The sequence below is a fragment of the Candidatus Dormiibacterota bacterium genome, assembly GCA_035544955.1.
GTDB lineage: Bacteria > Chloroflexota > Dormibacteria > CF-121 > CF-121 > CF-13.
Map to the genome: position 1 here is coordinate 227,358 of DASZZN010000009.1, position 23,114 is coordinate 250,471.

Sequence of the window (23,114 nt, forward strand, 5' to 3'; positions counted from 1 at the left end):
AGTTGACTACGCAGACCGTAACCGCTGGCCGATCCCTCTGGTTAGCCGCCCGCCGGCGACGAGCATTCCGAAGAAGACCCAGGTAAACCCGAGCCAGGTCCCGTCGGTGAACTCATAGGTCACGAGCAGCGCCAGCGCGGCGGCTACGAGGCCGAACAGGATGTAGTGCGTCGTCTCCCAGGTCACCACGGCCGAGCCCAGCGCACGGAACGCGGGCCGGGCGGCGGCAACCAGCGCCGCGAGAAGCAACAGGAACCCCACGATGCCCGTATCGAAAAGAATGTGGAGCGGGAGATTCCCGATCCAGCCGCCGGACGTCGCTCCAAGGAGGTAGACATACGAGCCCGTCCCATTGCCGAAAACGGGGCGATGCAGCCAGCCGTTCAGGGCGAGTCGGGCGACCTCGAATCGGCCCGTGAGCGACGACGTGCTCCCCGCCTGGAAGAAGCCTCGTCCGTGTTGCATGAAGACGGAACCACCCTTGACGCATCCCGGAGCCTGGGTTGGGTTGGAGGTTGCGGGTGGTGGCCCAGATGCCGGCCCCGCGCCGACTGTGGGTATCGCCGCTGCGGGCTGGCTCGAGCCTGGGGCGGCCATTGGACAATCGACGACCGACATTGCCGTCGCCAGCGCCAGGCCGACGGCGATTCCCGCCAGGCTGGGGTTGACGAAGTCGGCCAGGCGCCTGCGCCGCCCAAACAATCCCCGCCTCAGCGCGAACGCCAGCATGGAAAGCATCAGTAGTGGTCCAACCACCCAGACGACGCGCGTCGTGCTGATCACGAGCCCGGCGACGATGATGCCCATCGCGATCCGCAGAGCCCATGTTCGCCCGCGTGTCTGCGCGCCCGGGGACAGGCTGAGTGCAAACGCCAGCGCCCAGACGGTCAGCAGGTAGCTGGCGAAGATGTTGGGTTCCCACATCGTGCTCGCGACCCGCGGAGCAATGATCACAAGGTTGCCCGCGGCCGTGCCGTCGAAGGCGATGCCGACGTGCGAGTCGACCAGGGCGTACAGGATCGCCTCAACGATGCCGATGGCCGCCACGATCGTCCCAACCGCGATCCAGACGAGGGCGGCGCGAACGAGGTCCGCCCGAGTACGAATGAAGACAACCGCCAGGCCGTAGAGGGCGACCATGCCGACCAGCACCAGCGTCAGACGCAGACTTTCCCGCGGCGCCGGTGAAAAGACGAGGGACGAGAACGCCCCAACGGCCAGCCAGCCGGCGAGGCAGTATTCGATCAGGCCGATGCGCACCGGGGCGATGCGCCAGGTCACGATGGCCCAGACGGCCAGCACGACCGCGACGATCAGCTCCAGCCGGAGGTTGATGCCGTGCCAGCGGATGCCGAACCTGTCGGCGGAAACGGCTCCCACCAAAATGACGAGAGGTAGGAGTCTCAGCAGCTCGGTCGACATCGGCCGGCGATCCTCCGGCGTGGACGCTTCAGGTTCGTCGAGCGACCCCCAGGCAAGCGTCCGGGGCGCGCTCATTTCTGTCCAGCTTCCTCGCGAGCCGCTTCGGCCGCCGGCTGCGCCGTAGGGACTGTCGTCGGTGCCGGGACCGCAACCAGGATGAATTGGTAGGCGAACACCGATGGACGCAGCCCGGTGAGCCAGGCCCGCAGCCGTCGCTTGGACCGGGCCCAGACCCGGGTAACGCGGTTGAGCCCTTCCGACAGCGGGTACCCGTGGACACCCTCACGATGGACGACGGTGAAGCCCCCCTGGCGCAACATCTCCTGGGCCGTCTTCAACGTAAAGAAACGCAGGTGGGTCCGATCCATGATGCCCCAATCCTCATAGTCGAACTTCCCGAGGAGCAGGCGCAACCGTACTTTGAAGTGGCCGATGTTGGGAATCGACACCACGATCAGGCCGTCATCCGAGAGCTTTGGCCGCGCCATCCGAAGCACCATCACCGGGTCTGCCGTGTGCTCGAGCACATCGCCGAAGATCATGGCATCGACCTGCCGGCGGAGCTGGGTCCAGACCGCCGGGTCGTCGATGCTGCCCACGATGACTTGGTCGTAGTGCGGCCGCGCCTTGTCAGCCGCGCCCGGATCGATCTCGATGCCCGCGAGCCAGCGCGGTGGGCTGCTGCGGCGCAGGAACTCGCCGATGTACCCGACGGCGCATCCGACGTCGAGCACCGCCGCGCTCTCACGCGTCAGCCGCGCCAGCCGGTAGCGAGAATCCTCTGCCGTGGCCGCCACGCGCCCGACGTAAATAAACTCGTCCCGGTTGAACATGGGCACTGTCCAATTATGGCTGCCGAATAGAGGGGGTCGTACAAGCACCCGATGCTATGCTGGCAGACGGGATATGTCGGAGCCTCGCGCCGTCGCAACGGTCGATGCAGCGCCATCGGCGGAGTCCGACGCAAGCCCGAGCGGTTCGCGTTCGACCGGCATCGAGGTGCTGCGACAGCACCGCGTCGGCTTGATGGTCGTCGCCTACGACGCCGCGCGACACATCGAACGACTGCTGTCGCGCATTCCGGCGGATGTGGTCCACAACCTCACCGAGATCTTTGTGCTGGATGACTCGTCGACCGATAACACCTACGACGCCGCCGTTGCAGCCGGCAAGACCCTTGGCTTGACCAACCTTCGAGTTTTTCGGACACCCATGAACCGCGGCTATGGCGGAAACCAGAAGATCGGATACTCCTATGCCATCGACCGCGGCTTCGATTTTGTCGTGCTCCTGCACGGCGACGGACAGTATCCGCCCGAACTCATCCCGGAGCTACTTGCCCCGTTCAAGGATCACCGGGTGGACGCCGTGCTCGGGTCGCGGATGCTCAAGCCAAGAGACGCTCTGCGTGGTGGCATGCCGCTGTACAAATGGCTGGGTAATAAGGTGTTGACGGCCTTCGAGAATCTCGTCCTCTCCAGGCGCCTTTCGGAATTTCACACCGGGTACCGCGCCTTCCGGGTAGCCAACCTGCGCCGCGTCCCCTACCGATATGACAGCGACGACTTCCACTTCGATACCGAGATCCTGATTCAGCTGCTCTCCGCCCACAGCCGCATCGTCGAGGTTCCGATCCCGACCCACTACGGTGACGAGGTTTGCCATGTCAACGGGGTGCGATACGCCTGGGATTGCGCGAAGGCAGTTGTGAAATACCGGCTCTTCACGATGGGCCTCCTGTATGACCCGCTGCTCGATTTTTCCCTGTTCGACACCGAAACCTACTTCTTCAAGCGGGCCCCCAACTCGCTCCACCAGTACGTCCTCCGCCGCAATACCGGGCCGGGGCAGAGGGTCCTCGACCTCGGGGCCGCTGCCGGCTACATCAGCGCCGAGATCGCCAAGCGCGGAGCAAGCGTGGTCGCGGTCGATGCGACCGCGCCGGCGCACAGTGGGACGGCTCAAGCGGTCGCCTACGATCTCGATGCCGACTTCGACGCTTTCTTCGGGCCGAACCAATTCGATACCGTGATCGCCCTCGACGTCATCGAGCATCTCAATGAACCGGAGGCGGCCGTCCAGAAGATCGCGCGCGTGCTCAAGCCCGACGGGCGCCTGGTCGCAAGCACGGCAAACATTGGCTACTTCATCGTGCGCGGGCTCCTGCTGCTTGGGATCTTCAATTACGGAAAGCGAGGCATCCTCGACAAGACGCACAAGCGGTTGTTCACGGTCCGGTCCTTTCGGCGGCTGCTGCGGACCTACGGGTTTGCCGTCGAGGAAGTCCGTGGCTTTGGTCCTCCCATCCGGGACCTGATCTCGGATCGGGGCGCCTTTCGCCTGCTCGATTCGTTCCTGGGAACGCTGGCGAGAATCCTGCCAGGCCTGTTCGCCTACAACTACGTGATGATCGCACGACGCCTGCCGAGCCTCGAGGAGCTCTACACGGCGACGGTCGGTGAGGCGGCCCGCGTCGGCTAGCGTTTCCCCCGAGGACGCCGCGCTCGCCCGCGGTCTGCACCGGCTGCGTGCGCTGGGCCCGCGAGTTCTTCTGATCACCGCCGCCGCCGTGCTTGGGCTGATCGTCAAGATCGTCATCGACGCCACCACTTTCGGCACGAACGATATGTTCGCCTGGCGGAACTTCCTCCACGAGGCCCACCGGTTCGGTGGCATTGGCCTCTACCAGATGGATCCGCAATTCAACCACCCGCCGTTCATCATCACCTTCCTCTATGGCATCGGAGGCGCTACCCGCATCAGCGGCCTGCCCTTCCAGTTCTGGCTACGCCTCCCCGCAATTGCCGCTGACCTGGGGAGCCTCGTCCTGGTCTATCGCATCGCCCAGCGGGAGGGCCTCCAGGTGCGGACCTCGACGCTGGTGCTCCTGGCAATGGCACCCGCCTCGATCATGATCTCGGGCTTTCACGGCAATACTGACCCGGTGATGATCTTCTTCGTCCTGCTCTCGATCTATTTCCTGGACCGGCAATCGCCCTGGGCGGCAGGAATCGCCGCCGGCATGAGCCTGAACATCAAGGTCGCGGCCCTCATCTTCCTTCCGGCGATCCTCTTCGCCTTCGTCGGCTCCCGCCAACGCGGCAAATTCCTCGCGGCCGCCGTCCTGACCGTCGTCGTCGGGTCCCTGCCCTACCTGGTCGAAGACCCCCTGCTGATCGCCCGCCATACGCTGGGCTACACGAGCCTGGCCGGTCACTGGGGCGTGACCAGGCTGATGAGCTGGCTGCCACCTGGCTTCAGCATCGTCGAAAAGGCCTACGTGCGATGGGGCGGGGTGGCCTTGCTGGTCGTGATCGCGGGGATCGCCTGGTGGCTCAACCGCTCACCGCGGCGGCCACCGCCATTCATGCAGGCCGGGCTGAGTGTCTTCCTCTTCCTTGGCCTGACGCCGGGCTTCGGCGTGCAATACCTGGCATGGACCGTCCCCTGGGTCGTCGCCCTCGGGCGCACCGCCACGATCGCCGTCTACGCGGCCTGCGGTCTGTTTCTATTCGCCGTGTACACCTTCTGGTCGCAAGGGTTCCCCTGGTACCTGGCGGACTCGAACGTCATCGGCGATTGGCGTGGTGGCATCATCGTCCTCGAACTGCTCTGCTGGCTCTCGATCCTGGCGGCGCTCCTGATGAGCATCGCGAGCATTGCCCGGCGTCGCCAGCGCAATAAGGTGCTGGCGTGACGGATATTGCGGCACGAACCCTGGAGACACTCCAGGGGGTCGATCGGTATAACCGATGGATTTTTGAGCGGATTCGGCCAGGCCTTGGCCAGCGTGTGCTCGAGATCGGCTGTGGAACAGGGACGATCACGCAATTCCTCGCGGATCGGGACCTGGTCGTCGGGGTCGACGTTTCCCCCGAGTACATCCGCGAGGCGGCCGAGCGGAACCGGACTCGGGCGAACGTCGTGATCCGGCTTTATGACATCACAGACTCCATCGAGGAGTTGCGTCAGTACCGGTTTGACTCGGCGGTCAGCGTGAACGTTTTCGAGCACATTGATGACGACATGAAGGCCATGGCCGCTGTCCATGCGCTCCTCGAGCCGGGCGGCCGCTTCAACCTGCTCGTCCCGAGCCATCCTCGCCTGATGAGCCCTTTCGACCGAGCCATTGGGCACTATCGTAGATACACGAAGGCGGAGTTGAGGAGCAAGCTCGATGCGGCGGCCTTCAAGGTTCATGCGATCCGGAGAAGCAACCCTGTCGGCGCCCTTGGCTGGGCCGTGAACAATTGCCTGTTACGTCGGCGGCAATTGGGTGGAGTGGCGATTTACGATCGGCTTGTGCCGGCCATGAGCTGGTTCGATCGGCGCCTTGAACTCCCCATCGGGCTCTCGCTGACCGCGTGGGCGAGCAAGGTCTGAGTGCTAACGAGTGATCTGGTTGGGCTCTCGAGCCGCTTCGGCGGAGGTTAGGCGGACGAGTCGTTCAGCGGGGACGGGCGGAACGCGGGGCGCCGACGCCAGCTCGGCGAGACGCGCGACATGGTAGTCGTCGTCTTTTCCGAAGAGCCATCGACGCGGCGTGAACCGGATCCGTATCAATGAGCCGAAGGCCTTCACGCCGTCCAGCCAGGTGAGTTTCTTCCCTTCTTCTCGGCTCCGCGCGTAGTAGGTGATCGGAACTTCGTGAATTCGGTACCCAAGGCGCAGCACGCGACCGGTGATCTCAGGCTCGATTTCGAATCGTCGCGCTGAGAGCTTGAGACGGCGCATGAGGTCCGCTCGCATTGCCTTGAAGCCGGTTTCCATGTCCTGGATGTAGCAGTTGAACAAGACGTTCGTGGCCGTGGTCACCAGACGGTTGCCGAGGACGAACCAGTAGGAGTAGGCGGTGTGGCTGGCGAAGCCGCGCACTCCGTAAACAACGTCGGCCCGTCCTTCGCGAATCGGCCCGATGATCCTCTCGTACTCCATCGGATCGTATTCGAGGTCAGCGTCCTGGATGATCACGACCGGTGCCGAGAGCCTGGACAACCCAGTCCGGATCGCGGCGCCCTTGCCTTGATTGGAAGCATGTCGGACGCATTCAACCCGCGGGTCGCCGGCGTAAGTCTGGGCAACCTGGAACGTTCCATCAGTCGAAGAGTCATCCACGATGACGACCTGCTGGACGCAGGGCTGAAGCAGGACTCGCTGGAGCACCTGACCGAGTGTGCGCTCTTCGTTGAACGCCGGGATGATCACACCGAGCTCGGGCTTGATCCCGGCGGATTCAGCGTCCGCGGCTGCCATCTCGGCCCCAGTCTAGCAATCGGGACCATTGGCTATGCTCTACGCACAAAATGGCCGGATTCCTCAATCGCGTCACGGTCCTGTTCGTCGCTGTATGGGCAATTCGAAGCCTCATCGTCATGGGCACCGCCACGATGAACGAACACTACCGAACGGTGTTGAAGACGCCGCCCAGTGTGACCCAGTCGATGGTTGGAACGAGCTTCGACCAGAGCCTTCTCAAGATTGACCGGGCGATCCCCCGCACGGCGCGGGTGGCGGTCATCTGGAGCGAGCCAGCGCCCGGCTATTCGACGGCATTTTTCTGGTCAACCTACTACCTCTATCCACGCCGGGTCGTGCTGGGCCTCTTAAACGACCCGAAAATCGACTACGGAGAGGATGTGATCATTTTCGTCCGGGGTCCCGGGCAGCCGCCACCGGCGCCGGCAGGCTTCACGCCTGTCTCCACCGATGCCTATCCCGATGCCATCGTGACAACCTATCGACGCGACAATGGTTGACGGACACATCGTCATATCGATCCTGACGTTGATCGCCTACCTTGCGATTTCGTATGTCGTCGGCAGGCTGCTCGTCGCCCGCTTGACCACGCACCCGAGTCCGCTGCTCCTTACCGGAGCGCCGCTCATCGGTGCTGGCATTCTTGCTCTACAGCTGTGGCTCTACGGAAGCGTGCGGCTGCCGTGGAACCGCGTGACGCTGCTCCTGCCGTGGTTGGTCCTCGTCCTCCTCAGCCGGCGCCGATTCTGGGCAGCCCTGGTCGGCGATTGGGAGCTCGCGACGCAGGTTGGGCGCGCCCTAACCCGGCTCGAGCCGCTCGAGCTCGTACTGGCGGTTACCGGCATGGTCTTCGCCCTCACCTACTTGCTCAACCTGGTGACGCAGCCGGTTACGGGGATCGACGCAATCGCCATGTGGCTTTACAAAGCCAAGCTGTACTACGCGCAGAACGCCGTCGATTTGAGGCCGGTCGCCCCCGACGACGTTTACCGCAACCTCGACTACCCGCCGCTCTTCTCGCTGATGGTCAGCACCCTCTATGTGCTGATGGGTCGGGTCGACGATATTTTCGGCAAGTCGGTGAATTTCCTCTTCTTCGTCGTCGGGACCGCGAGCTTTCTCGCCCTGGTGCGCTCACTGATGAGCCGCGTGCTCACCGTCCTGTTCGGCTTCCTCCTCGTCGCGATGCCGATCTTTTCCTTTGCTCTCTTCAGCTCCCACTACATGGGCTGGGCTGACTACCCCTTTGGAATCTGGATGCTGGTCGCGCTGATCTACCTGTTCGATGGCGTGCGTGCCGACGACGGTGTGTCGCTCCTCTTCGCGATGATCGCGGCGGCGATGGCAGCCCTCACGAAAAATGAAGGGTTGAGCTTCCTCGCGATCATTCTGCTGCTACTCGGCTACCGACTCGCCCGCAAGCTCGCCGCGTCTCGGGCGCTCCCCCCGATCGAACCCCGTCTTCTCGCGACCGGTCTGCTGGCCCTGGCCCCGGTTGTCCTGTGGCAGCTTTACATCAGGAGCCGGGGGTTTGACCACGCGGTGCTCAGCCACCGCCAGTGGGGCCAGTTGCTGGCCGCCCTCCCCGGCAGGGCCGTGCAGATTGTTCGAGGCACCCGCCCGCTAGCGACCTTCGCCCTTGACTACCCGTGGATTGCCGTCAGCTTCGTCCTGGCAAGCCTGCTGCTGTTCATCCGGCGGCCGCGGATCAGTGGATGGGTCTACGCGGCGGTGGCCGGCCAGATCGCCGCCTATTTCATCGCGTACTTGCTGACCCCCTACGACCTGGACTACATCCTGTCGACGACGCTTGGTCGCCTGTTCCTGCAGCTGGCTCCATCCATCCTCCTGCTGCTGGCGATCACGCTCGGTCAACCCGAGGCGGCCGTGCAGGATGCAACGGTCAAGCCAACGAACAACGCGGCCAATGTCGAACGTGCGGCCCGGTGACTCGGATGCTCAACGGGTTCTGCCCGGGCCGACCAGCCGCCCGACCACGATGCTCGCCCTCCGGCTGAAGCGGGCGGCGAGCGCGGTGTCCGCGGCCGTTAGCGGCTTCAAGACGAACAGACCCGCGGCAAACAGGATGAGATACAGCGCCGTAACGATGAGTGCGCCGGTCACGTTGGCGGGACGAAAGACGAGCCCGGGGACCGACGCCACCCCGGCCGCGACAGCGAGCCGAAGCGCGAACGACCAGGGATAACGGGCCCGGATCCGGTGCGCCGCCACCAAGTAATCACTGAGATGGGCGATCACGTTCGCTGTTCCAGTCGCGGCGATCGCGCCCAGAGCGCCGAGTGGCGGAATCAGGGCGATATCGAGGACGACATTGAGGCCGCCGGTTGTGGCGCGGATGACCAGCGCCTGGCGCTGCGATCCGGTTGCGAGCATCGATGAAAGCGGAATCCCCGCGGCGAGGAAGCTGGAGATGAGCCAGAAGCCACCGTAGATCGCCATCAGCTGCGCGGCAGGCGCGTACCCCGGCCCGAAAACGCGTCGGGTGATCACACCGGACAGCAGGATGAGCGGTGGGTAGACAACCAGCGCCAGCAGGAGGTGGACGCGGACATACACGCCGAAGAAGGGTCGAACGCCTTCCGGTCCGCGGCGAGTCTGCACCTCAGCGAAGCTGGAGATCGCCGTCCCCGCCCATCCGCTGAGCAGCTGGCCGAGTTTGACGAAAATCAGCGTGGCTACGGCGTAATAGGCGATCTGCGCGGGGTCGCGGCGCAGGGCGCTGAGCAAGATCACGTCGATCTGGCCCGCGAGGCCCAGGTTAAATACGGTAGCTCCCCAGGCGGCGACCGCGAATCCGGCGATCGGTGCAAGAGCCGTCCTCGCGCCCGGTCCCCTGAAGAGCATCTGCCCGAGGCCGCGAAACAGAAGGATGACCGTCGCCGCGAGGTAGGAGATCACGACCGTCAGGCTGGCCGAGACCGGGCTGCTCAGGCCCATCCCGACGACCGCCACGAAGAATGCCAGCGCCACTAGCTGGCCGACCGTGCGGGCGATCGCGACGTCACGCGCACGTAGGCGCGCATAGGCGTACGAGGTCGTGAACTCGATCGCCCCCTGGCTGACGAGGAGGGCCGCGATCGCGGTCCAGTAGCGGTCGACGAGCGGGAGGTGGAGGACACCGGCCAGGGGGCCATGAAAGAGGCCCAGCGCGACGACGGCGCCCCCGTAGACGAGCAGCCGGACGAGCACCAGCCGGCGGACAACGAAGCCAACCCTGTCGATCGCGCCTTGCGCGAGCAGGGACGATACGTAGCGCATTACCGTCTCGGGAAATCCCAGGCTGAGTGCGATGGCGGTGAAGGTTGCGGCGTTGACAAGGAAGGAGTACTGGCCAAAGTTATCCGGGCCGAGCGCGCGCACCAGGACGAGACTGAGGGCGAGCGAGGTCAGCACCTCGGCAATCCGAGACACCTGGGCCCAGCCCGCACCGGCGGCCACCTTGCGCGCCAGGTCCGGTGGTCCCGGGTCAGGCAGCAGAGGATCGTCGGCCAAGCTTTCCGCCCCTCTCAGGCAGCGCCCGAGGTGGCTCCGCGCACCGTCGAACCCGTCAGCCCCGCGAGGAGTATCTCGTACTCGTCGGTGATGCGATCCCAGGAGTAGGCCTGGGCGCGATTGCGTGCCCGCTCGCGCATCCGGTCGACGAGCGGCGGATCGCGCAGCACGGATTCGATCGCCCCCGGCAGCTCGGTCTTGGGGTCGCGGAACATGATCGCCGCATCGGCAGCCACCTCCGCATTGCTTTCCGTCCAGCGCGCGATGACGCAGTTGCCGTGCGCAAGCTGCTCCACCAGTACCGGGTGGGTCCCGCCCACTTCGGCGCCGAAGAGATAGGCAAAGGCGTTCGCGCTCAGCTCGTGGTAGGCGTCGCCGAACTGATACCCGGTGAAAATCACGCCGGGCGGGGCGATTTTCCGAAGCTCCCGCTTGTAGTCCTCGCTGTAGGGGGCATCGCCGACGACGACGAAGGGAAGCGACGGCGCAACCTTCGCATAGGCGGCGATCAGATTGTGCAAGCCGTTTTCCGGAACGAAGCGCCCGACGGCGAGGAAATAGCCGCGCGGCTTGAGCCCGAAGGCTTGAAGCGTCTGCGTGCCAACGGCGGACGGCACCTCGGCGCCATACGGGATAAAAGTGGACTGCCTCCCATACTCGCGCTCGTAGTAGGTGGCGACGGCGTTTGAATCGGCGATGACCGCGTTAGCCATCCTGGCAGCGGCACCCTCCGACCATCGGAGGTAGCGGCGTCCCAATCCGCCCCACTTTCGCCGCGCCCAATCCGCACCGTCGACGTTGATCGCGACCGGGATGTGGGCCAGGCGGAACGCCCGAGCGAAGACGGCGTTGCCGACGCCGAAGATGAGAGCCGCATCGGGGTGGTCGCGGATCAGCGCGTGCGCCGTCGACAGGGCCGAGTGCGTGAGCGTCTCGAGACCCTTGGTCCGCACCGCGGGCAGGACGACCCGCTCCATCCCGAGATAGGTGCTGCCCGCGGCGCCAGGTTGTCCGGCGCGGCAGTAGACGAGCACGCGGTGACCGCGTGCCACGAGCCGCTTGCCGACCTGTTCCACGCAGGTCTCGAAGCCGCTGTAAGAGGCCGGCACACCACGGGTGCCCAGCATGGTCAGCCGCATTCAGCTCGTGACCGGCGAGAGACTGGCGTTGAGCGCCTCGGCGTAAACGGCATGGGTCTGGCGGGCAACCTTCTCCCACGAATAGCTGGCCGCGCGGCGTAGGCCTTTCTCTCGAAGCTCCCGGCGCAGGTCGTCGCGCTCGAGGACGGAACGCATCGCCCCTGCGAGTGCGCTCGTCGAGGTGGGATCGACGAGGACTGCCGCGTTCCCCAGCGTTTCGGGCAGGGCCGACGCCGAGCTTGCCACCACCGGGCATCCGGAGGCCATCGCCTCGACCGGGGGAAGGCCAAACCCTTCGTACAGGGACGGATAGACAAAGAGTGCGGCTCGATTGTACAAGAGGTTCAGCGCGGCCTCGCTGAGGTAGCCGGTGAAGACCACGCGATCTTCAAGCCCATGACGTCGGAGCGCGCGCACGAGGGGGTGGGCCGCGGGCTGCTGCCTGGCGACCAGCACCAGCTTTCCTGGGAATTGCACATCGCTCACGAGCGAGGCAAAGGCGTCGATCAGGCGTAGGAGATTCTTACGCGGCTCGAGGCTGCCGACAGCCAGGATGAAGGGATCGCTCACACCGCCGGGGAGGGCCTGGTGGCGCGCGTCGGGGAGCGGTCGGAACGCGCTGGAGGGGGCAAGGTGGATGACCGCGACCTTCTCAGGGGCGAGCCGGTATCGTCGGATGAGGTCCGCGCGGGTGTGCTCCGAAATCGCGATCACCCTCGAAGCCCGTCGCACCGAGGGCGGGACCAGGGGCGTCAGGATGAGGCGGGTGCGCCAGGGGACAGCCTGCGGATAAACGGCGAAGGAGAGGTCGTGCACAGTGACGACAGTCGCGCATCGGGCGGCAGGCGGCGCCACGTAGGTCACGTGCAGGATGTCGGAGCGGTGCCGGCGCACGGCGCGGGGCATGGCAATGGGGATGCGCAACAGCGCCTGGCTGGGCCAGATGCGGACCAGCTCGAACCGTTCGGGCAAGGTGAGCATGGCTCTCAGCTCGTCGGGGCGCGGCGTCAAGACCTGGTACCGGTCCTCCGAGGGGAGCGAGGCCAGCCCGCGCAGCAGGTTGAGGATGTAGGTCTCATTCCCGGTCTCCCGTTCGCCCACCATGTGAGCGTCGACGGCGATCCTCACCGGTGACCGCAGCAGGCGTGGCCCATCCGTTGCCAAGGATAGTCTCCGCCGGATCGGCGTTCGACTCGCGCACAGGCCCACAGAGTGACCTCCCCGGTTTTGCTACTTAGATGCTACTCATGGTAGGATGCAGGTATGAAAGTGAGCGTGAGCTTGCCCGAGGACGATCTTGTCTTCGTCGATCAATACGCCAAGCAGGAGGGGTATGACTCGAGGTCGGCTGTCATCCACAAGGCTGTGCGATTGCTGCGTGCTTCAAGATTGGGAGCGGCCTACGAGGAGGCCTGGCGTGAATGGGCGGCTAGCGGCGATGAGGAGCCGTGGGGATCTACCTCCGCTGACGGACTTCCGTCCTGATGCGTCGCGGTGAGATACGGGTTGTCGACTTTAATCCTGGTCGTGGCACTGAAGCGAAGAAGCGCCGCCCAGCTGTGATCGTTAGCAATGACGGAGCAAATGCCGTCGCGGCCCGCCTGGGGCGCGGCGTCATCACCGTACTTCCCATCACGTCGAACATCCGGCGGATTTATCCGTTTCAAGTGCTGCTTCCAGCGGCTGCTACCGGCTTGCGGCAGGACTCAAAGGCCCAGGCTGAGCAGGTAAGGTCCATATCGGTCGAACGTCTGGGCGAGCCGATCGGCCTGGTTCCCGGTGCGATCATGCCGCAGATCGATGAGGCCCTGCGACTGCACCTGGATCTCTAGCCGGGAGCCGCTCGAGTCACATCGCTTCTGGGGACCTGCGACGGACCCTCCGTAGAATGCAGCAATGCCGACCTACCAGGCCGACGCGATCGTGTTGCGCCGGTTGGATTACGGAGAAGCCGATCGCATCCTGACGTTACTGACGCGCGAGCACGGCAAGCTGGCGGCCATCGCCAAGGGATCGCGGCGCGCGAAGGCGCGAAGCGGCAGCGGCCTCGACCTTTTCACCCGGTCGCAGATGATGCTGGCGAAGGGCCGCAACCTGGACGTCGTGGCGCAGTCGGAGCGCCGTGGCGATACGAGGAACATCAGCGGTGACCTGCAACGGACGGCATATGCCTGCCTTGTCGCCGAGGTGGTCGACAAAGTCCTGGAGGATCGCCACCCGGTCGATGAGATCTTCGACCTCGTCGTCGTGACGCTTGCTGACCTGAATGTCCTCGAGCGCTCGCCGCGCGCCGATGGGGCGTGGTTCCTGATGCGTATGCTCGACGTGCTGGGTTACCTGCCGCAGCTGCAGGACTGCCCCAGCTGTGCCGCCGTGCTGCCCGAGGCGCCGGGCTGGTTCTCGCCCTTGCTCGGTGGCGTGCTCTGCAGCTCCTGCGGTGCGGACGACCAGGCCGGCTCGCCGGTCTCGGTGAACGGCCTGAAAGTCCTGCGCTTGATGGCGGCCGGCCAGCGAGAGCTCTATGACCGGCTCCGGCTGTCCAGCGAGCTCTTGCACGAGGTCGAGCAGGCGCTCGAGGCGCAGCTCGAATACCATCTCGACCGCCACTTGAAGAGCATCGAATTCATCCGGACCATCCGCTGATGGCGACCGAACCGGAGACCCCCCACCCTAACCCTCCCCCGCAAGGGGGGAGGGAGATCATGGAAAAGCTGGTGTCGCTGGCGAAGCGGCGGGGCTTCTTCTTTCAGTCGAGCGAGATCTACGGCGGCATCCAGGGCGTCCAGGATTTTGGACCGCTGGGGGTGGCCTTACGCAACAACATCAAGCGTGCCTGGTGGCGCGCCATGGTCGAGCTGCGTGACGACGTGGTCGGCATCGACGCCGGCATTCTGATGAACCCGAAGGTGTGGGTCGCATCCGGGCACGTCCAGAATTTCACCGACCCCCTCGTCGAGTGCAAGAAATGTCACCAGCGGTTCCGCGCCGACCAGGTGAACGGGCCGCGCCACGAGACGGACGGCGGTGAGTTCACCGAGGCCCGGCAGTTCAACCTGATGTTCAAGACGTTCATGGGTCCGGCCGAAGATTCGAGCACGCAGATCTACCTGCGGCCGGAGACGGCGCAGGGCATCTTCGTGAACTTCGCGAACATCCTGAATTCGACCCACATGCGGCCGCCATTCGGTATCGCGCAGATCGGCAAAGCCTTTCGCAACGAGATCACCCCGGGGAACTCGATCTTCCGGCTGCGCGAGTTCGAGCAGATGGAGCTCGAGTACTTCGTTCCACCGGCGGACGAGATGAAATGGCTCGAGTACTGGAAGGAGCAACGTCTCAACTTCTACCTGGCCCTCGGCATCCGCCGGGATCGCCTCCGTTTGCGCGCCCACGGCAAGGACGAGCTGGCGCACTACGCGCGCGGAGCGTTCGACGTCGAGTACCAGTTCCCCTTCGGCTGGTCGGAGTTGGAAGGGATCGCAGCCCGTGGCGACTATGACCTGACCGCTCATCAGCAAGCATCGGGCAAGGACCTGACCTACTTCGACGACCTCATCCGCGAGCGTTATGTGCCCCACGTCGTCGAGCCATCCGCCGGTGTCGACCGGACGATGCTCACCGTGATGATCGACGCCTATCACGAAGAACAAGTGCGGGATGAGCAGCGTGTCGTGCTGCGCTTCCATCCGTCGATCGCGCCGGTGCAGGTCGCCATCCTGCCGCTCTCCAGGAAAGAGCCCCTGCTGGCGACGGCGCAACGGGTCGAGCACGAGCTGCGGCCGCACTTTCGCACCGAGTACGACGACACGCAGTCGATCGGCAAGCGCTACCGCCGTCAGGACGAAATCGGGACGCCCTTCGCGGTGACCATCGACTTCGATACGATCAACGACCAGGCTGCGACCATCCGCTCGCGCGACGAGATGACACAGGTGCGGGTGCCGCTCGCCGGCCTCCGCCAGGCCCTCGAGGAGCGGCTCCGCTGAAGGCTCTCATCCTCAGCGGGGGAAGGGGGACTCGCCTGCGGCCCATCACACACACGAGCGCCAAGCAGCTGGTGCCGATCGCGAACAAGCCCATCCTCTTTTATGCGCTGGAGTGCGTCGTGGCCGCAGGGATCACCGACGTCGGCATGATCGTGGGCGACACGGAAGCCGAGATCAGGGCGGCCGTCGGCGACGGGGGCCGCTGGGGCGCGCGCGTCACCTATATCCGGCAGACGGCCCCACTTGGGCTCGCCCACGCGGTGAAGGAGGCGCAGTCCTTCTTGAAAGATGATCCGTTCGTCATGTTCCTCGGCGACAACCTGGTGCCCGACGGCATCGCGGCCTTCGTCGACCGGTTCCACTCCAGCCGGCCCGAGGCGCTCATCCTGCTGGCCCGCGTCCAGGCGCCGGAGCGCTTCGGCGTGGCCGAGCTGCGGGACGGCCAGGTGGTGAGCCTCGAGGAGAAGCCCAAAAAGCCCAAGTCGGACCTCGCCCTCGTCGGCGTCTACCTGTTCACCTCCCGGATCTTCGAGGCGGTGCACGCGATCAAGCCGTCCGCGCGCGGCGAGCTCGAGATCACGGACGCCATTCAGTGGTTGATGGACAACAAGGCGCGGGTCGAGCCCCACGTCATCGCGGGCTGGTGGAAGGATACCGGCCGGTTGGAAGACATGCTCGAAGCCAACCGCATCGTGCTCGACGGCCTCGAAGCGCGCAACGACGGGGAGGTCTCCGGCGACTCGAAAGTGATCGGGAAGGTCGTGATCGAGGCGGGAGCGCAGATCGTCAACAGCGTCGTCCGAGGACCGGCCATCATCGGGGAGCGGACCCGGATCGAGAACTCCTACATCGGCCCCTTCACTTCCATCTATTACGGCGTCGAGATCAAAAACAGCGAGATCGAGCATTCGATCGTGCTCGAGAACAGCAAGATCTTCGATGCCCCGGTCCGCATCGAGGGCAGCCTGATCGGCAAGGAGGTCTTGATCCACCGGACGCCGGCCCTGCCGAAGGCCCTGCGCCTGATGCTGGGCGACCACTCGGAGGTGGACCTGGCCTGACGCGTTATATATAAGGATGCAGCGCTTCCTCGCCGCCGGCGCCATCGCTGCGACGATCTTGCTGAGTTCGGCCATCTCGGGCGCGGCGGCAGGAATCCCGATGCCTGCCTCGTCCGACTATGTCCTCGGGTCTTTCGTCGCGCCGTGCGGGCCGCAGGCCACGTCGAGCTGCCCCCTCTATGCGGATGGCGCGAACCAAAGCGCGCCGTCGGGCGGCGCCTTACGGTACTCGCCTTCGGTGCGCCGTGCGTCGACGCGATGGGCGTCTACGGAACCCAGCTCTTCAACACCTCGAGCTGCACCACTGACGACAAGCTCGTCCCCCTTGCCCAGGCCTGGCTTCGCGGCTACCAGAGCACGCACGGGAGCAGCACGCCCCAGGCCATTCTCGTTCTGGGAACGAGCAACAGCCTGACGGCCGCGCCTGATGTCCTGAACGGCGCGCTCACTGATGCCCAAATGCAGGCCTCGGCCCAGGCCTGGTTCACCAACGTCGTGCAACCCGTTGCTGCCGGACTTTCCGGGCCGGCGCCGGTCACGGTTTGGGCCGGTAGCGACATCGAGCAGAGCAGCTCGGGCAGCTGGTATGGACCCGGTCCATCGAGGATATGGGTCGATGCCTTCGGCGCCGCCGCGGCCGGTTCGCTATCGTCCAATCGGCGCTGTTCGGGGAACGATCCATTCCGCCTCGCCGACTACGGCGACAACGTGCTCACCGGGGGCTGGACCAACGACGATATCTACCACGTGGCCTGGGGTGCGCCGGTCGCGTGCGCCGTGCCGCAGATCTATTTTCCGTTCATGGCGCAGAACTGGGCCGGGCTCAACCAGTGGGCGCAGGCAAACGCCAGGCCGCCGATCATCTTCACCGGCCCGATGTCACGCGGTGGGGCCGGGGGGACGCTGAGCGCTTCCGACAGCTGGAGCCAGCTAGCCGCGGCGACTGGACAGTCATCGCCATACCTCACCGTGATCGGCGCGCTGAACGCCATACCGCCTGATGCGCCGGCCGCGCCAGTCGCGATCGCATCGGACAGTTCGGCCACGGTGTACTGGTCGGCGCCGGCGTCAGACGGCGGCAGCCCGGTGACGGGCTACACGCTCACCGCATCGGCCGGGAGTGTCAGCGGTCCCTCGAAAACCGTCAGCGGCTTGCCACCGGTGACCAGTGCAACCATCGGCGGCCTGACGAATGCCACCGCGTACACCTTCTCGGTGACGGCGACAAATGCCGCGGGCAGCGGGGCGGCATCGCCTGGCTCGAACACCATCATTCCGGGGCGGGGTACCTATCATCCGTTGACGCCGGCGCGCATCTTCGATACGCGCCAGGGATCCGGAGCGCTCGCAGGCGGAAGCACCATCACGGTGCCGGTCGACGGCGCCGGCGGCGTCCCTGCGGATGGTGTCTACGCCGCAGTGATCAACGTCACCGTGACCAACACGACAGCGCCCAGCTACCTGACGATCTATCCGGCAGGGATCCCCCAGCCGCTCGCCTCCAGCCTCAACTGGACGGCGGGGCAGACGGTACCGAACCTGGTCGAGGTCGCGGTCGGTCCGGGAGGCCAGGTGAATGTCTTCAATGCGGCTGGATCGACTGATGTGATCTTCGACGTTGAAGGGTACGTGGCGACGCCGGCCGCGACACCCGGTCCGAGCGGCCTATTCAACGCGGTCGCGCCAACCCGCATCCTCGACACGCGCTCGACCGGGGCGGTCGGAGCAAACTCGAGCATTACCTTGCGCGTGGCCGGCAACAACGGTGTGGTCCCGACGAGTGGGGCCGCCGCCGTGGTGCTCAACGTGACGGTGACGAGACCTTCGGCAGCCAGCTACCTGACGGTGTACCCAACCGGTAGCAGGCCGACCGCATCGAATCTAAACTTCACGGCCGGCCAGACGGTGCCGAACCGCGTCATCGTGCCACTCGATGCCAATGGATCGATCAGCTTCTACAACGCCTACGGCACCGTCGATGTCATCGCCGACATCGGCGGATGGTTCACCGATGCGACCAATCCGAGCGCGACCGGGACCCGCTTCGCGCCCGTCCCACCCACGCGCATCCTCGACACCAGGAGTACGCAGATGCTCGGGCCCAACCAGTCGATGGCGGTCTCCATCGCCGGCAACGGACCGATCCCGAATTCCGGCGTGGTGGCCGTGGTCGTGAATGCCACGGTCACTGGTTCGAGCGCCGCCAGCTATCTCACCGCTTGGCCGGATGGCGATCAGCGCCCCTTGGCGTCCGACCTCAACTTCACAGGCGGCGCAACGATTCCCAATATGGTCGTGGTCAAAGTGGGCTCGGACGGCAAGATCGATCTCTACAATGCCGCCGGCGCGGTCGACGTCGTGATCGACGTGATGGGCTGGTACGGCTAGACAGTTACAGTCGTAACGCTTCTGTGCGTCGCGGCGCGTCTATATAACGGGCGCAAACTGGCCCTTGCCGGCCGCGTTGTATTGGCGTGAGGAAGCTACTCGCGGTTTGCGCCGCGTTGCTGCTGGCCGGCAGCCTTTGGCCCTCGAGCCGGCCCGCGCTGGCGGCCTCCGCCGACGTGTCGGTGCAGCAAACCTTGATCAACCAGGACCGCGCCGCGGCCCAGTTGGCGGCGCTGACCTGGAGCTCGTGCCTGGCCGCTGTGGCCGTGCAAAACGCCGAGCGGATCATGACCCAGGGCTACCTGTCGCATACGAACGGACCCACCCTCGACCTCGGCTGCGGGCAAGGCGCGACCCAGGGTGGAGAGAACATCGCCTACATGTCGGGTGGCATCAACGACGCCCAGGCGAATTCGATGTTCATGAACAGCCCACCGCACAAGGCCAACATCCTGGGGCCATATCAATACGTGGCGACAGCCTGGTCGGTCGCGCCAAATGGCTACGCCTACATCGCCGAGGAATTTCTCGGCGCGAGCGCAACCGTGGTGCCGAGCGGCTATCATCCGCTGCCTCCCGCGCGCATCCTCGACACGCGCACGGGAGTCGGCGGGATCCCGATCGCACCGCTTGGGCCGAACAGCACGCTAACCGTAACGGTGGTTGGCCAAGGCGGCGTGCCGGCCACGGGTGTGGGCGCGGTCGTCATGAACGTGACGGTCACCAACACCAGCTCGCCCGGCTACTTGACCGTGTTTCCGGCTGAAGATCCGCGTCCAACGGCGTCAAACCTCAACTGGATCGCCGGCCAGACCGTACCGAACCTGGTCCAGGTCGCCGTCCGTGAATCGGGCCAGCTGACCATCTACAACGCGGCCGGGTGGACCAACGTGATCTTCGACGTTGCCGGATATGTCCCGCTGATCACCGGCACACCGGGGCCGGACGGCTTCTACAATCCGCTCGTCTCCGCCCGCCTGCTCGACACCCGCACCGGAACGGGTGCGCTCCTCGGCGGCCAGACGCTACCGCTGCAGGTGACCGGGCGCGGAGGCGTGCCCTCGATGGGTGTTGCGGCCGTGGTCCTCAACGTCACGGTCACGGCACCCACGACGGGAGGGTACGTGACGGTTTTCCCAGCGGGGGCGGCGGTGCCACTCGCATCGAACCTGAATTTCACCGCGGGGCAGACCGTGCCGAACCGCGTCATCGTCAAGCTCGGGGCCGCCGGGCAGGTCGCCTTCTTTAACTCGGGCGGAAGCGTGCAGATCATCGCGGACGTGAGCGGCTGGTTCACGGATGCCAGCATCCCCTCGGCGACCGGAAGCGTGTTCACCGGTGTGACGCCGGTCCGCATCCTCGATACGCGCTCCGGAATCGGGGGATTCTCATCCCCGGTCGGACCGGCCGGCACGATCGTGCTTACGCTCGCTGGATGGGGTGGTGTGCCGCTGATGACCTCGACTTCGCCCGTTCCCGCCACGGCCGTGGTACTGAACGTGACGGCCGTCAACCCCTCGACGGCGAGCTACCTGACGCTGTTCCCTGATGGCGCGGCGCAGCCCAGCACGTCCGACTTGAATTTCATGGCCGGACAGACGATCCCGAATCTGGTGGTGGTGCGCATCGGCGCCAACGGCAACCTCGACTTCTTCAACGCCGCCGGCACCACCGACGTGATCGCCGACGTCGTCGGCTGGTACGGCTGATCACGTAAACAATTTTTCCCTCCCCCGCTGGCGGGGGAGGGAGATTTCGGCTAGGATTTCCGGGTATTGTTTCGCCGCTGCTCCGGCTTGCTTATGGCAGCCCTCTTGTTCGCCGGCGCGTCACTGCCGGCGGCTGCGGCCGATTGGCCCACCTACCATCGCAGTAACCTGCGCGACGGCAACGACACGAGCGCCTCACCATTCAGCGCGATCGGCCAGCAGTGGGTCTCGCCGACACTCGACGGCCACGTGTATGCCGAGCCGCTGGTGGTGGGCACGCAGGTCATCGTCGCCACCGAAAACAATTCGATCTATTCGCTCGACGCCACCACGGGCGCTGCCACCTGGGCCGCTCCCGCGCATGTCGGAGCGCCCGTCACCATACAGAATCCGCCGTTCTCGTGCGGCAACATCAGCCCGCTCGGGATAACCGGCACGCCGGTCGTCGACCCGGTTGCCGGCGTCATCTACGCGGTCGCGTTCATCCAGCCGAGGAACTACGAGCTCGTCGCCTACAACCTGAGCAACGGGACGCAGAAGTTTGCACCGATCCCGATCGCTCCGACCGGGTTCGACACGCGCGTGGAGCAACAGCGCGCGGCGCTGGTGCTCGCCAACGGCATGGTCTACGTGCCCTTCGGCGGATATGCCGGCGACTGCGGTAACTACCACGGGTGGGTGGTCGGGATCAAGGCGGACGGGAGCAGCACGACGCTCACCGTCTTCCAGGACCAGGCGCAGGCCGTCTGCCCAGCGGGTGCCACTGGACGTGAAGCCGGGATCTGGGGACCCTCCGGGCCGGCGGTCGACGCCACGGGCAATGTCTACGTCGCCACCGGTAACGGCGGCGACACCACGAACTACGACTGCGGGGAGACCGTCTTCAAGCTGAATTCGTCGCTGGCCTACGTCGACTCCTGGGCAACAAGCGACTGGGCCTCGCTGAACGGCAGCGATACCGATATCGGATCGCTCGGCCCGTCGATCGTCGGCGCCACGGGCAACCTCATCTTCCAGACCGGCAAGAACGGGTGGGGTTACCTGATGAACGCCGGCGCGCTATCGGGCAACGCCAACCACATTGGTGCTGAAGCGTTCAACGGACCGGTCTGCAACGCGGCGATCACCAGCAACAACCCGGCCGGATCGCAACGCGACCAGGTGTTCGGCGGCGTCGCCTATGCCGATCCGTACATCTACGTCCCCTGCCCCGAAGGGATCAAGGCGCTCAAGCTGGGGGCGGGGCCATCGTTCTCGATCGCCTGGAGCAGCAGCCAGGGATCGAGCCCGGGCCCGCCCATTGTTTCCGGCGGCGTGGTCTGGGCTGTCGACACCAACTCCAACACGCTATACGGCTTCGACGCGATCACCGGCCAGTTCCGCTTCAGTACCGGCGTCGGTGGCCAGACGCATTTCTCCACGCCGGCAGCCGGCCAGGGGCGGATCTTCCTGGCGGACGGTTTTGCGGACGTGATCCGGGCCTTCGGCCAGAGCGCCGGACGATACCATCCGCTTGCCCCCAGCCGGATCTATGACAGCCGCGGCGCCGGCGGGGCACTTGGACCGAACACGACTCGCGACATCCAGGTCACGGGGCAGGGCGGCGTCCCAGCGAGTGGTGTGTCGGCCGTCATCATGAACGTGACCGTCACGAACACAAGCGCGACGAGCTACCTCACCGTCTTTCCGACCGGGTTCACTCGACCCGTTACCTCCAACATGAACTGGACGCGGGGCACGACGGTCGCCAACCTGGTGGAAGTGGCGGTCGGGGATGCCGGCCAGGATACGGTCTATAACGCGTTCGGCAACACCGATGTGGTCGTCGACGTGGCCGGCTGGGTCTCGATCCCCGGTGGCACGGCGACGCCCGACGGGTTATACAACCCGCTGGTGCCGGCCCGGATCCTCGACACACGGAATGGGACCGGTGGATTCACCATGCCGATCGGGCCCGGGCAAACGATCGACGTCCAGGTGACCGGACAAGGCCTGGTGCCCGCCAGCGGAGTGGCGGCGGCGGTGTTCAACGTGACCGCGACCAACAGCACCACGGGCGGCTACCTGACGCTGTTCCCCACGGGCGGTACGGCGCCGCTGGCATCGAATGTCAACTTCTCCGCGAACCAGTCGGTGCCCAACCGGGCGGCGGTCGTGCTCGGGACCGGTGGCAAGGTCAGCATCTACAACCCCTCCGGGACCGTCCACGTCATCCTCGACGTCAACGGCTGGTTCACCGACGCGACCACGGGCGGCACCGGCAGCTTGTTCACGGCCGTGACGCCCAGTCGGATCCTCGACACCCGCAACGGCACGGGCGGCGTGTTTGTGCCGGTGGGTCCGAATCAGAGCATCGCGGTCCAGGTCGCTGGGAGAGGCGGGGTTCCGCCGATGGCCAGCACGGTTCCGCCAAAAGCGGTGGTCATCAATGTCACCGCCGTCGCTCCGACCGGAGCCGGTTACCTGACGGTCTGGCCTGACGCGGTCACGCGGCCGGGCACCTCTGACCTGAACTTCGCGGCAGGACAGACCGTGCCCAACCTGGTGGTCGTCCAGGTCGGCGCCACCGGCAAGATCGATGTCTACAACGCCTTCGGCAGCACGCACGTGCTGATCGATGTAATGGGGTGGTACGGCTAG

Annotated in this window: 18 protein-coding genes; 12 read left to right on the forward strand and 6 right to left on the reverse strand. The window is 65.4% G+C overall.

What is annotated here, in order from left to right:
• Window positions 1-6 precede the first annotated feature (6 nt).
• Together VHK65_03630 and VHK65_03635 are read right to left on the reverse strand one after the other, a co-directional pair.
• Window positions 7-1,497, reverse strand: a complete 1,491-nt coding sequence (locus VHK65_03630; protein HVS05239.1) for a hypothetical protein — start codon at window positions 1,495-1,497, stop codon at window positions 7-9.
• Window positions 1,494-2,255: a class I SAM-dependent methyltransferase gene (locus VHK65_03635; protein ID HVS05240.1), complete on the reverse strand. Its 762-nt coding sequence runs from the start codon at window positions 2,253-2,255 to the stop codon at window positions 1,494-1,496. The genes VHK65_03630 and VHK65_03635 overlap by 4 nt, the downstream gene beginning before the upstream one ends.
• Window positions 2,256-2,328: 73 nt before the next feature.
• Here VHK65_03635 and VHK65_03640 point away from each other — a divergent pair, with 73 nt between their 5' ends.
• From VHK65_03640 to VHK65_03650, 3 genes are read left to right on the forward strand one after another with little or no spacing between them, the layout of a single operon-like run.
• Window positions 2,329-3,903 carry a bifunctional glycosyltransferase/class I SAM-dependent methyltransferase gene (locus VHK65_03640; protein ID HVS05241.1) on the forward strand — a complete coding sequence of 525 codons (1,575 nt, stop codon included), beginning with the start codon at window positions 2,329-2,331 and terminating at the stop codon, window positions 3,901-3,903.
• The gene (locus VHK65_03645) at window positions 3,881-5,119 is read left to right on the forward strand and encodes a glycosyltransferase family 39 protein (protein HVS05242.1); all 1,239 of its coding nucleotides are present in this window, start codon (window positions 3,881-3,883) and stop codon (window positions 5,117-5,119) included. Before VHK65_03640 ends, VHK65_03645 begins: the two co-directional genes overlap by 23 nt.
• Window positions 5,116-5,805 (forward strand): methyltransferase, encoded by a 690-nt coding sequence (locus VHK65_03650; protein HVS05243.1) that lies wholly within the window; start codon window positions 5,116-5,118, stop codon window positions 5,803-5,805. The genes VHK65_03645 and VHK65_03650 overlap by 4 nt, the downstream gene beginning before the upstream one ends.
• Window positions 5,806-5,808: 3 nt before the next feature.
• On the opposite strand, the gene VHK65_03655 is transcribed toward VHK65_03650, so the two are convergent.
• The gene (locus VHK65_03655) at window positions 5,809-6,675 is read right to left on the reverse strand and encodes a glycosyltransferase family 2 protein (GenBank protein ID HVS05244.1); all 867 of its coding nucleotides are present in this window, start codon (window positions 6,673-6,675) and stop codon (window positions 5,809-5,811) included.
• Window positions 6,676-6,725: 50 nt separating this feature from the next.
• Here VHK65_03655 and VHK65_03660 point away from each other — a divergent pair, with 50 nt between their 5' ends.
• Both VHK65_03660 and VHK65_03665 read left to right on the forward strand, forming a co-directional pair.
• The gene (locus VHK65_03660) at window positions 6,726-7,178 is read left to right on the forward strand and encodes a hypothetical protein (protein ID HVS05245.1); all 453 of its coding nucleotides are present in this window, start codon (window positions 6,726-6,728) and stop codon (window positions 7,176-7,178) included.
• Entirely contained in the window at window positions 7,171-8,628 is a 1,458-nt protein-coding gene (locus tag VHK65_03665; GenBank protein ID HVS05246.1) for a hypothetical protein, read from the forward strand. Before VHK65_03660 ends, VHK65_03665 begins: the two co-directional genes overlap by 8 nt.
• A gap of 9 nt (window positions 8,629-8,637) precedes the next feature.
• On the opposite strand, the gene VHK65_03670 is transcribed toward VHK65_03665, so the two are convergent.
• From VHK65_03670 to VHK65_03680, 3 genes are read right to left on the reverse strand one after another with little or no spacing between them, the layout of a single operon-like run.
• On the reverse strand, window positions 8,638-10,191 hold the full coding sequence (locus VHK65_03670) for a hypothetical protein (GenBank protein ID HVS05247.1): 1,554 nt from the start codon (window positions 10,189-10,191) through the stop codon (window positions 8,638-8,640).
• A 14-nt stretch (window positions 10,192-10,205) separates the two neighbouring features.
• Window positions 10,206-11,330, reverse strand: a complete 1,125-nt coding sequence (locus VHK65_03675; GenBank protein ID HVS05248.1) for a DUF1972 domain-containing protein — start codon at window positions 11,328-11,330, stop codon at window positions 10,206-10,208.
• The gene (locus VHK65_03680) at window positions 11,331-12,458 is read right to left on the reverse strand and encodes a glycosyltransferase family 1 protein (GenBank protein HVS05249.1); all 1,128 of its coding nucleotides are present in this window, start codon (window positions 12,456-12,458) and stop codon (window positions 11,331-11,333) included.
• 353 nt (window positions 12,459-12,811) lie between these two features.
• Between VHK65_03680 and VHK65_03685 the strand changes: the two genes are divergently transcribed.
• The 7 genes from VHK65_03685 to VHK65_03715 all read left to right on the forward strand — a co-directional run bounded on the left by VHK65_03685 (window position 12,812) and on the right by VHK65_03715 (window position 23,114).
• Complete coding sequence (locus tag VHK65_03685; protein ID HVS05250.1) at window positions 12,812-13,162, forward strand: type II toxin-antitoxin system PemK/MazF family toxin; 351 nt, start codon at window positions 12,812-12,814, stop codon at window positions 13,160-13,162.
• 64 nt (window positions 13,163-13,226) lie between these two features.
• On the forward strand, window positions 13,227-13,973 hold the full coding sequence (gene recO / locus VHK65_03690) for a DNA repair protein RecO (protein ID HVS05251.1): 747 nt from the start codon (window positions 13,227-13,229) through the stop codon (window positions 13,971-13,973).
• A gap of 59 nt (window positions 13,974-14,032) precedes the next feature.
• On the forward strand, window positions 14,033-15,316 hold the full coding sequence (locus tag VHK65_03695) for a glycine--tRNA ligase (protein ID HVS05252.1): 1,284 nt from the start codon (window positions 14,033-14,035) through the stop codon (window positions 15,314-15,316).
• Complete coding sequence (locus VHK65_03700; GenBank protein HVS05253.1) at window positions 15,313-16,377, forward strand: glucose-1-phosphate thymidylyltransferase; 1,065 nt, start codon at window positions 15,313-15,315, stop codon at window positions 16,375-16,377. The genes VHK65_03695 and VHK65_03700 overlap by 4 nt, the downstream gene beginning before the upstream one ends.
• A 144-nt stretch (window positions 16,378-16,521) precedes the next feature.
• Entirely contained in the window at window positions 16,522-18,765 is a 2,244-nt protein-coding gene (locus VHK65_03705; GenBank protein HVS05254.1) for a fibronectin type III domain-containing protein, read from the forward strand.
• 86 nt (window positions 18,766-18,851) lie between these two features.
• Window positions 18,852-20,474 (forward strand): CAP domain-containing protein, encoded by a 1,623-nt coding sequence (locus tag VHK65_03710; protein HVS05255.1) that lies wholly within the window; start codon window positions 18,852-18,854, stop codon window positions 20,472-20,474.
• 93 nt (window positions 20,475-20,567) lie between these two features.
• A complete protein-coding gene (locus VHK65_03715) occupies window positions 20,568-23,114 on the forward strand; it encodes a PQQ-binding-like beta-propeller repeat protein (GenBank protein ID HVS05256.1) in 2,547 nt (848 codons plus the stop codon).

Coding starts and splice junctions, on each gene's coding strand:
- recO (HVS05251.1), top strand. CDS start 13,227: ATGCCGACCTACCAGGCCGACGCGATCGTGTTGCGCCGGTTGGATTAC.
- VHK65_03655 (HVS05244.1), bottom strand. CDS start 6,675: ATGGCAGCCGCGGACGCTGAATCCGCCGGGATCAAGCCCGAGCTCGGT.
- VHK65_03665 (HVS05246.1), top strand. CDS start 7,171: ATGGTTGACGGACACATCGTCATATCGATCCTGACGTTGATCGCCTAC.
- VHK65_03695 (HVS05252.1), top strand. CDS start 14,033: ATGGAAAAGCTGGTGTCGCTGGCGAAGCGGCGGGGCTTCTTCTTTCAG.
- VHK65_03715 (HVS05256.1), top strand. CDS start 20,568: ATGGCAGCCCTCTTGTTCGCCGGCGCGTCACTGCCGGCGGCTGCGGCC.
- VHK65_03630 (HVS05239.1), bottom strand. CDS start 1,497: ATGAGCGCGCCCCGGACGCTTGCCTGGGGGTCGCTCGACGAACCTGAA.
- VHK65_03635 (HVS05240.1), bottom strand. CDS start 2,255: ATGTTCAACCGGGACGAGTTTATTTACGTCGGGCGCGTGGCGGCCACG.
- VHK65_03660 (HVS05245.1), top strand. CDS start 6,726: ATGGCCGGATTCCTCAATCGCGTCACGGTCCTGTTCGTCGCTGTATGG.
- VHK65_03640 (HVS05241.1), top strand. CDS start 2,329: ATGTCGGAGCCTCGCGCCGTCGCAACGGTCGATGCAGCGCCATCGGCG.
- VHK65_03675 (HVS05248.1), bottom strand. CDS start 11,330: ATGCGGCTGACCATGCTGGGCACCCGTGGTGTGCCGGCCTCTTACAGC.